We start from the raw sequence: 9,582 nt of genomic DNA, 5'->3' as shown, positions 1-9,582 counted from the left end.
GGCGGGGGGGGGCCGCCGCAATCTGGGGGGGCCCCCCGGCCCGCGTCCGATCCGGTCACCGGCCGAGCCGGTACGAAGGTCAGATCTCGAGTCCGCGCCCGATGACTTCCTTCATGATCTCGTTCGTTCCGCCATAGATCTTCTGCACGCGCGCGTCGAGGTAGGCGCGTGCCACGGGGTACTCACGCATGTAGCCGTATCCACCGTGCAACTGCAGGCAGCGGTCGATGAGCTCGACCTGCTTGTCGGTGGTCCAGTACTTCGCCATCGCGGCTTCCTGCACGGTGAGCGTGCCGGCATTGAGTTCCTCGATGCACTTGTCGACGAAGACACGCGCGAGCTTCGTTTCCGTCGCCAGTTCGGCGAGTTCGAAGCGGGTGTTCTGGAACTTGCCGATCGGCTTGCCGAAGGCCTTGCGGTCGCGGCAGTACTGGATCGTGTCCTCGAGGACCTTCTCCATCGCCGCAGCAGCGACGACTGCGATCGACAGACGTTCCTGGGGAAGGTTCTGCATCAGGTAGATGAAGCCCAGTCCCTCTTCGCCGAGGAGGTTGGCCGCCGGCACCCGCACGTCGGTGAAGTGCAGTTCCGCGGTGTCCTGGGCATCGAGGCCGATCTTGTCGAGGTTGCGTCCCCGCTCGAAGCCGGGCATACCTCGCTCGACGACGAGCAGCGAGAACCCCTGCGCGCCCTTGTCGGGGTCGGTGCAGGCCACGACGATCACCAGGTCGGCGTTGATGCCGTTCGTGATGAAGGTCTTCGAGCCGTTGAGCACCCAGTCGTCGCCGTCGCGTACCGCGCGGGTCTTGATGCCTTGCAGGTCACTGCCGGTGCCCGGCTCGGTCATCGCGATCGCGGTGATGATCTCGCCGGAACAGAAGCCCGGCAGCCAGCGCTTCTTCTGCTCTTCGTTGGTGAGCGCGAGGAGGTACGGCGCCACCACGTCGTTGTGCAGCATGAAGCCGACGCCGCTGAAGCCGCCTCGCGTGGTCTCCTCGGTGAGGACGGTGTTGTAGCGGAAGTCGTCCACCCCGCCGCCGCCGAATTCCTCCGGCACGGCCATGCCGAGGAAGCCCTGCTCGCCGGCCTTCTTCCACACCTCACGGTCGACGATCTTGTCCTTCTCCCACTGCTCGTGGAAGGGGGCCACCTCCTGTTCGAGGAACTTCCGGTACGACTCCCGGAAGAGTTCGTGCTCGGGCTCGAAAAGGGTGCGTTGCATCTGCGCTCCTGTGTGTGACGGCTTTCGACACCCCCAACCGTATGCACGGAAATGTGTGGTGACGCTGACAGGAGCGAGCGAGTTTTGTGACCGCGCACGCACCCTCAGCGACGAAGGTCACTCAATCGCCGAAGGATCGGGTACGCGATGAGGATGCCGATCGAGCCCCAGGCGATGCCCCCGAGCTCCACCGAACCGACGGACAGAGTGAGGTCACCGATGCCCGCGACCAGCGCCGCCGCGACGACGGTGAGATTCACCGGGTCGGTGAAGTCGACCTTGGCGTCCATCCAGATCCGCACGCCCAGAAGGCCGATCAGGCCGTACAGGACGAGTGTTGCGCCGCCGAGCACGCCGTCTGGCACGGTGAAGACGAGTGCGCCGAACTTCGGCGAGAAAGCCAGGACCACGGCGGTCACCGCCGCGACCCAGTAGGCCGCGGTCGAGTAGACACGAGTGGCAGCCATGACACCGATGTTCTCGGCATACGTCGTGGTTCCGGATCCGCCGCCGGCGCCGGCGAGGGTGGTGGCGAGTCCGTCGGCCAGCAGCGCATTGCCCGCCACGTCGTCGAGGTTCTTACCCGTCATGGCGGCTACCGCCTTGACGTGCCCGACGTTCTCGGCGACCAGGACGATGACCACGGGAAGCGTCAGCAGGATCACGGAGAGTTCGAACGTCGGCCCCCGCAACTCGGGCAGCCCGAACCACGCAGCCTCGCGCATGGCGTCGACGCGCTCGGATGCGAGCGATCCGGTCAACGCGGCGAAGATCCACCCGACGACGACGCCGACGAGGATGCCCAGTCGCCCGAGCATGCCCGGTCCTACCACGGTGACGAGGAGGATCACGACCAGTGTCACGAAGGCGACCAGCGGCTGCGCTTCGAACGAACCTGCCGCTGTGGGGGCGAGATTGAGGCCGATGAGTGCCACCACCGCGCCGGTGACCACCGGCGGCATGACGGCATCGATGACATGGGCGCCGAGCGCTTTGACGAGAAGGCCGATCAATGCGAGCACGACGCCGGCGACCAGGATGCCGCCGAGTTGAGCGGCGGGACCCGAACCGGCGGATGCGGTGAGCGGCGCGATGAACGCGAACGACGAACCGAGGTAGCTGGGCACCCTCCCACGGGTGAGTATCAGGAACAACGCGGTGCCGATACCGGAGAAGAGCAGCGTCGTGGTGACCGGGAAGCCGGTGATGGTGGGGACGAGCAGCGTCGCTCCGAACATCGCGATCACGTGCTGCATCCCGATGCCGATGGTTCGCGGCCACGACAGCCGCTCGTGCGGTGCGACGACCGCACCCTTGTCGATATGGCGTCCGTCGCCGTGCAGCGACCAACCCAGACCGCCGAAGCGTCGGCGCTCGGTGCCGCTCTCGCGGTCTCGCTCGGACCCGTCCACTCGCTCGGACCCGCTCTCTCGCTCGGTCCCGTTCTCTCGCTCGGTCCCGCCCTCTTGTACGTTCACGAAACGCAATGTTAAGGCTCAGCGCTCCCTGCCGCCCGGTCCGCCCCACCCGAGGTCGTCGAAGGTGGCGACGCAGTGCGAATCAATCCCCGGATGAGGTGCCACTCTCCAAGATGCTGACGATGGAATAGAGCGAGAAGCAGACCGCTCCGAGTCCCACCAGCACCCGGGCGGCGACGAACACACTCTCGTCGTCGACGGCTGCCTGAAAGACGAATGCGGCCAGGAAGAGACACGTCAGCGCCGTCACGACCGGCACCAGCGGCACCCTGTTGGCGAGGTCGAACGTTCGGCGCCAGACGAGGGCGAGCAGGCCGACCTTGCTGAGAATGCTGAAGCAGACGAGCCCTAGCCCCACCATCACGAAACCCGGCGTCCGGTAGTAGTCCGGCCCGTTCCACGCGAGCAGAACGATGCCCCAGATGAAAGCGATCGTCCCCGCCGCGATCACGAGCCAGGGCCACATGACCCGGGCCCGAGGGCGGTAGGTGTCCTGGATCTGCCGCACGATGCTCACGACCAGCCCGATCAACGCCGTACAGATCAGGGCCAGTCCTGCCATGACGTGCCCCACGGTGAAACGCGCCGGCGTCGTGCCGAGTACCAGGTTGGTGATCGCGAAGGCCCAGGCCACGATTGCAAGGAACACGGGAATCAGGCACAGCACCAGCGCAGTGGTCTTGGAGAAGGCCGAATTCGGAGGCTCTCTGTCCCCCTCCGGCTTCGGCAGCCGTGAATTCTGCGGGATGAGCGAGAACTTCGTCGACGCGGTCGCAACGGTCGCGACACACCCACTGATCAGTCCGAGTCCGAACACCACGTGACCCGCCACATAGTCCGGGCTCTCCCCCGCACTCGATGCTCCGAGGAAGAGTGAGAAGCCGAACGCCGCGGTTCCGACCGCCACCCCGTAACCGAGTACCGGAAAGAGAACCCGGTCTGCTGGTGTGAACCGGCCGATCAGCTGGCGGATAATGGTTGCCGCAGTGCAGTACAGGCACAGGCAGATCGAAGCAAGGAAGGTGACGATCGGGCCGGCCACCGCATGCGACGCGTCGGCCGTGGTGGTCCAGATATCGATGCCGTAGCCGACGCACACCGCCATCATGGCGAGCGGGATCGCCCTGAAAATGACGCTCACCCAATAATTCACACGAACTACTCCCTTCGAGGCAGTGCAGGGCGTGGGATCACTCGGCTGGGATCAGTACAGCACGCCACGACAGACCACTCCGTCGGATTCAGTCGTATCGCAAGCGACGTCCCCACTTCCGCGCCTGCACGTGCGGCGCGGGCCACGAGCCCGAGGACAGCCGGCCGTCGAGGATCGGTGAACGCGGCCCGGCTGCGGCGACATCCGGTCGGCGGCCATCGCGTACTGGGCCGGTTCGTCTGTGCTTACGCGGCGATCCGGATGCCACGGACACGAGCACAGGGACCGGGTGGCGCACCTGACCGGGGCGGGTCGGGCGTGGTGAGACGCGCGCACCCTCCGGCGCGCCGAACGCACCATCAGGAAACTCGTCGATACACCTGCGCACCTACGATTACTTCCCGAAGAGCATTCGACCCGAGTATCGTTGCCCGGACCGGGATTGGAACAAGACCGGGTTGGAAAGAGTGTGACCCCGTCACCCGGTTCACGGTGACGGACCATCCGGAATCCGCGGACAAGTCGGCTGCCGTTGACATTCGGCGTATTACGCCCGTTGGCGACATCCACTGATGTACGACCCGCAGCGCCCACGCGTCCCCAGCCTACCGGCGTAAGCACCGTACGTAGCTCGGCTTCTCGTCAACGCTGATCCGCAAACATATCCGGACGCACCGCCCAACCGAAACCGACGGAGGACCGATGACTTTCGAGAACCGCCTCGCCTGCGTGATCGCTGCAGACGGCACCATCGCACGCGGCTACCTGATAGCAGATTGTGAGTTGGTCGGGGAGAACGAATACATCCTGACCTGGAAAATCCCACTACAGGGGGAGGCCAAGACCAACTTCGCAGGGACCATCGGCAGCGCACTGACCGAGCCCGTCGAACCCGGCCTCATCACGGTGTCACTGGACGATGATCCGAACCGTATGCGGGTCCACACCTACGATGCGACCGGTAAGCCTGCTGCCCGGCCCTTCCACATCGCCTGCTTCCGCGACCAGTAGGCGGACCGGTCCCTGTACCCAACCGCGCGCTTCGCCTGCGCGGTCGAATTCCACTGCGCTGCCGCAGGATTCTGCTTCGCGGTGACCTTCGATACGAATGTCCGATCCCCCTTCGACGATCGGCTCACCACACACGACACCGGACCCGGCCGGTTCCGCATCGACTGCGCATGACTGGTCCTGTACCGGCCAGGGCCCGATGAGCGCAACTCGCCCAGTGCTCCCCCAGCCTGCGCGATGTTGTCGGGCATGCGGAAGCATGGCGACTCGACCGAAGGATTTGGGCGCGTGATCAAGACAATCGCTCATCTGCGCTCATCGGACGTTCCGCTCGGCGTCTGGCTCCTGGGCCTGGGTGGTTTCGTGGACGCGGTCGCCTTCGTAGTGTTGCAGGGCAACTTCGTGGCGTTCATGTCCGGCAATACCACCATCCTCGGCTCGTCGACCGCGACCGGCCACTGGTCCCTTGCGGGCCTGTCCGCCCTGCTGATCTGCCTGTTTTTCTCTGGATGCCTGGCCGGCGCCGCGATCGTGCGGTGGGTCGGGTCAGCCGCCCACCGGGTGCTGATGGCCTCGGTCACGCTCATGACCCTGGCCGGTGCGATCTTGGCGAACACGACATCGACGTGGTCGGGAACCTTGCTGCTCGCGGTCGTCGGTGGGCTGACCAACTCGGCACTGGCAACGAACTCCGACGTGCACGTCGGCCTGACCTACGTGACCGGCACACTCGTCAAGGCCGCGCACCAGCTGGTAGCCGGCATCCGCACCACGCATCCGTGGAGTTGGCTCGCTGACATCGGCTACTGGTTCGCCTTCGCCGTCGGCGCGACCCTCGGCGGCTTCACCTTCCACCGGCTCGGGCCGGCAGCACTCTGGGTCGCGGTCGGCCTGGCTGCGGTTGCCTGCGTCCTACCCTCCCGAGCCGAGATCACCGAAGCGTAGATCCGCGCGAGAGCCCCCGCCGCACCATCGGGCCCGTCGACGAACCCCTACAACGTCCTCGAGACTTCGGGGATCAGACGCACGTCGGGTCCGTCGTCGTGTACGGGACTCGAGACCTTTTCCGGGATCGACGGTAGCTCCCGGGCTCGACGAACGGGACGAACGTCCTATCCGGGACGAGTTTGCATTCTTTCTACAACAATGGTTTCGGCGTACGAAGCTCGGTGCGCTCGCTTCGGCGGAGACACGGAGCCGAAGCCGCCGTCGACACTCAGGGAGCGCGACCTGGACTTCGACATTGCTTGTCCAGCAATGAAGTCCGAAGTAAACCCACGCTGCCGCAGCCCCGACGGTGCATGCGCCTCGCCCGAGTCCCTCGCACGTTCTCGTCGACGGCCGAACCCGTCACTCGAGGATGCGGTTCGCCACCGACCGTGCCTCTGCTGCGTCGACGGCACCGAGTACCGCCTCGGCGGCCTCACGGCAGCGGTCCATCGTCACCATCGACAACCGCGCCCCCACGGGTGCGACCGCGGACGCCGCGCACGACAGCGACGTCACGCCCATACCGGCCAGGACGCACGCGAGGAGCGGGTCTGCCCCCGCCTCGCCGCATACACCCACCGGTTTGCCGACGGCCGTTCCGGCTCGGGCCGTGTGCGCCACGAGCATCAGGACTGCCGGTTGCCAGGGTGTCGTGAGCGCGGCGAGCTGCGGGGACATCCGGTCCGCCGCCATCGTGTACTGGGCCAGGTCGTTGGTGCCGATCGAGAGAAAGTCGACGTGTTCGAGCAGCCGGTCGGCAAGTAGAGCGGCAGAAGGGATTTCGACCATGACACCCGGGGAGAGGTTGCGTTCCCGGACCAGTGCTGCGAACTCCGCGGCTTCGTCGATCGTCGCGATCATCGGAGCCATCACCCATGGGGACGCACCGGTCCGGATGGCGGCGTCGGCGACGGCGTCGAGCTGGCGTTCGAGAATGCCCGGTGCGGCCGACGTGATCCTGATGCCGCGAACACCGAGAGCCGGGTTCGACTCCTCGGGGTGGTTCGCGAAGCGCAACGGTTTGTCGGAGCCGGCGTCGAGGGTGCGGACGACGACCTTGCGTCCGGCATACGCGTCGAACACCTCCGCGTAGATGTCGGCCTGTTCGGTCACCGTGGGCTCGGTTTCCCGGTCGAGGAAACACAATTCCGTGCGGAACAGGCCGATACCCTGCGCGGGAGTCTCGCGTGCGGCTCGTGCGCCTGCCCCGTCCTGCACGTTGGCGAGGATTTCGACGGGGTGACCGTCGGCGGTGGCGCCCGGTCCGGTCCATGCAGCGGTGCGCTCGCGCTCGGCGCGGTCGCGGCTCACCGCCTCGTCGGCCTCGTCCCGATTCGGTTCGATCACGATCCGCCCGGTGGCACCGTCTACGAGGACCGGCGTCCCGGGCGGGATGTCGTCGAGGCCGGTAGCCGCAACGACACACGGGATGCCGAGTTGGCGCGCGATGATCGCGGTGTGGCTGGTCGGGCCTCCGAGAGTGGTCGCGATGGCGACCACGAGTGCGGGATCGAGGCCTGCGGTATCGGCCGGGGCCAGGTCGTCGGCGAACAGCACCGAGGGCACGTCCGGGGTTTCGAGGCCGGGCTCGGGTAGGCCCTGCAGTTCGGAAATCACACGGTCGCGCACGTCGAACAGGTCGGTGACACGTTCCGCCTGAAGACCGCCCATCTTCTCGAACACGGCAGCGAACTGTTCGGTGGCCGCGGTGGCAGCGGAGACGGCATCGGACCCGGAACGGATGCGGGTGGCGGCAGCACCCTTCCACGCGCGGTCCTCGGCGAGCATGGCGGTCGCGGCGAGCACCTCGGACGCGGCGCCGGACGCCCGGGACGAACGGACACGGAGACGTTCCGCGACATCGGCGACCGCACTTTCGAACCGGCCCACCTCCGCTTCCCGGGCCGTGTCCGGAATCGACACGGGATCCGGTGACACGATCGGCCGCGGAGCAGGACGGATGACCGGGCCGAAGCCGATGCCCGGAACAACCGGCGTTCCGGACAGGACGCGTGCGGTGTTGCCCATGGATACCTCCTCGCAGGGATCAATGTGATCGAGATTACTCCGAACCCTTGACATGTCAACACAGACGGGCGTAAAACAACATAAAGCAACAGAAAACCTCGAAGGAGTGTGGGTGTACGCGGAGGAACGCCAACAGGCGATAGCGGACCTGATCGGTCACAGAGGACGCATGTCCGTGGCCGCGCTCGCCGATCGGTACGGCGTCACCACCGAAACCGTGCGACGGGACCTCGCACTGCTCGAACGACTCGGCCACGTGCGCCGGGTCCACGGCGGCGCAGTTCCCTTCGCGGCCCTGACTGTCACCGAACCCGCACTGGCGGACCGGGAACACTCGCGGGCCGACCAGAAGAACCGGATCGCCGCCGCAGCGGCCGCATTCCTCCCGTCCTCCGGCGGAAGCGTCGTCTTCGACGCCGGCACCACGACCGGCAGGATGGTCTCGGCCCTGCCCACCGACACCGAACTCACCATCGCGACCAATTCCGTACCCATCGCCGCCCGCCTCGCAGCACTCCCCTCCGTGCAACTCCACCTGATCGGCGGACGCGTGCGGGGCGTCACGCAAGCCGCAGTGGGACCGGACGCCGTGCAGTTCCTCGAGATCCTGCATGTCGACGTGGCGTTCGTCGGAACCAACGCGCTCACCGTCGAACACGGCCTCAGCACGCCCGACGCCGACGAAGCCGCCGTCAAGCGCGCCATCGTCCGCTGCGCGGAACGCGTTGTGGTGGTGGCTGATTCATCAAAGATCGGACGGAGGACTCTTCTGCGATTCGCACCTCTTGCCGCCGTCGACGTTCTCGTCACCGACAGCGACATCGACGAAACGGACCTGAAGCAACTCGCCGAACACGGAATCGAGGTGGTGATCGCGTGATCGTCACATTGACCGCCAATCCCAGCCTGGATCGCACCGTCGGACTCAACGGCGCGCTCGTGCGCGGTGCGGTTCTCCGCACCACCGGAACGACGGTCGACCCGGGCGGGAAGGGCATCAACGTCGCCCGCGTCCTGCGCCGCGCCGGACGCGACGTGGTCGCTGTCCTTCCCGCCGATCCCGGTGATCCGCTGCTGGCCGCTCTCGACGAGCGCGCGGTGCCGTACCGGGCTGTCGCCACCTCCGGGCCGGCCCGCAACAACATCACGATCGCCGAACCGGACGGCACCACCACCAAGATCAACGAACCGGGAAACACGTGCACGGGCCGCACCCTCGGCGAACTCCACACGGCTCTGCTCGACTCCGCGCGCGACGCGTCCTGGACGGTCCTGTGCGGTTCGCTGCCACCCGGCATCCCCGACAGCTGGTACGCCGACCTGGTCACGGCACTGCGAAGCCTGGGATGCCGCATCGCGGTAGACACCTCGGAAGCCCCGCTGCTCGCGCTCGCGGAACAGTTTCCCGCAGCCGCGCCGGATCTGATCAAGCCCAACTCCGACGAACTCGCCCAGCTCACCGGCGCCGACGCGGCCACGTTGGAGGCGCGCGCCGCAGCCGGTGATGTCGGCCCGGTCGTCGACGCCGGCCGGGTTCTGGTCGAGCGGGGCGTCGGAGCAGTTCTCGCGACGCTCGGGGCGGCAGGCGCAGTCCTCGTCACCTCCGACGGTGCGTGGCACGCCTCGACGGCCCCCGCGCCCGGGCCCCCCCCCCGGGGGGCCCGGGGCCCCGGCCCCGGACGGCCCCACGGCGCCCCGCC

At 67.0% G+C, this 9,582-nt stretch carries 8 protein-coding genes; 4 read left to right on the top strand and 4 right to left on the bottom strand.

The features are described from left to right. Nucleotides 1–79 precede the first annotated feature (79 nt). The 3 genes from TVH25_RS19145 to TVH25_RS19135 form a co-directional block, all read right to left on the bottom strand. A complete protein-coding gene (locus TVH25_RS19145) occupies nt 80–1,222 on the bottom strand; it encodes an acyl-CoA dehydrogenase family protein (protein ID WP_378528725.1) in 1,143 nt (380 codons plus the stop codon). Between the two features lie 104 nt (nt 1,223–1,326). Further along, the gene (locus TVH25_RS19140; protein ID WP_422425221.1) at nt 1,327–2,634 is read right to left on the bottom strand and encodes a uracil-xanthine permease family protein; all 1,308 of its coding nucleotides are present in this window, start codon (nt 2,632–2,634) and stop codon (nt 1,327–1,329) included. A gap of 148 nt (nt 2,635–2,782) precedes the next feature. Beyond that, complete coding sequence (locus TVH25_RS19135; protein ID WP_296551196.1) at nt 2,783–3,841, bottom strand: DUF2776 family protein; 1,059 nt, start codon at nt 3,839–3,841, stop codon at nt 2,783–2,785. A 714-nt stretch (nt 3,842–4,555) separates the two neighbouring features. Between TVH25_RS19135 and TVH25_RS19130 the strand changes: the two genes are divergently transcribed. Together TVH25_RS19130 and TVH25_RS19125 are read left to right on the top strand one after the other, a co-directional pair. Beyond that, nucleotides 4,556–4,864 carry a hypothetical protein gene (locus TVH25_RS19130; protein WP_296551199.1) on the top strand — a complete coding sequence of 103 codons (309 nt, stop codon included), beginning with the start codon at nt 4,556–4,558 and terminating at the stop codon, nt 4,862–4,864. A gap of 288 nt (nt 4,865–5,152) precedes the next feature. Beyond that, on the top strand, nt 5,153–5,809 hold the full coding sequence (locus tag TVH25_RS19125; protein ID WP_422425220.1) for a YoaK family protein: 657 nt from the start codon (nt 5,153–5,155) through the stop codon (nt 5,807–5,809). Between the two features lie 405 nt (nt 5,810–6,214). Here the strand turns inward: TVH25_RS19125 and ptsP are convergent, their stop codons facing one another. Further along, entirely contained in the window at nt 6,215–7,882 is a 1,668-nt protein-coding gene (gene ptsP, locus TVH25_RS19120) for a phosphoenolpyruvate--protein phosphotransferase (RefSeq protein WP_296551203.1), read from the bottom strand. A gap of 112 nt (nt 7,883–7,994) precedes the next feature. Here ptsP and TVH25_RS19115 point away from each other — a divergent pair, with 112 nt between their 5' ends. Beyond that, nucleotides 7,995–8,762: a DeoR/GlpR family DNA-binding transcription regulator gene (locus TVH25_RS19115; RefSeq protein ID WP_296551205.1), complete on the top strand. Its 768-nt coding sequence runs from the start codon at nt 7,995–7,997 to the stop codon at nt 8,760–8,762. Continuing rightward, the coding region (locus tag TVH25_RS19110) for a 1-phosphofructokinase family hexose kinase (RefSeq protein ID WP_422425219.1) at nt 8,759–9,582 on the top strand (824 nt) is incomplete at its 3' end. The genes TVH25_RS19115 and TVH25_RS19110, both read left to right, overlap by 4 nt.

This window comes from Rhodococcus sp. 7Tela_A2 (assembly GCF_049311045.1).
GTDB lineage: Bacteria > Actinomycetota > Actinomycetes > Mycobacteriales > Mycobacteriaceae > Rhodococcus.
The sequence above is the reverse complement of the archived record's forward strand: the minus strand, read 5'-3'. Positions and strand labels throughout refer to the sequence as shown.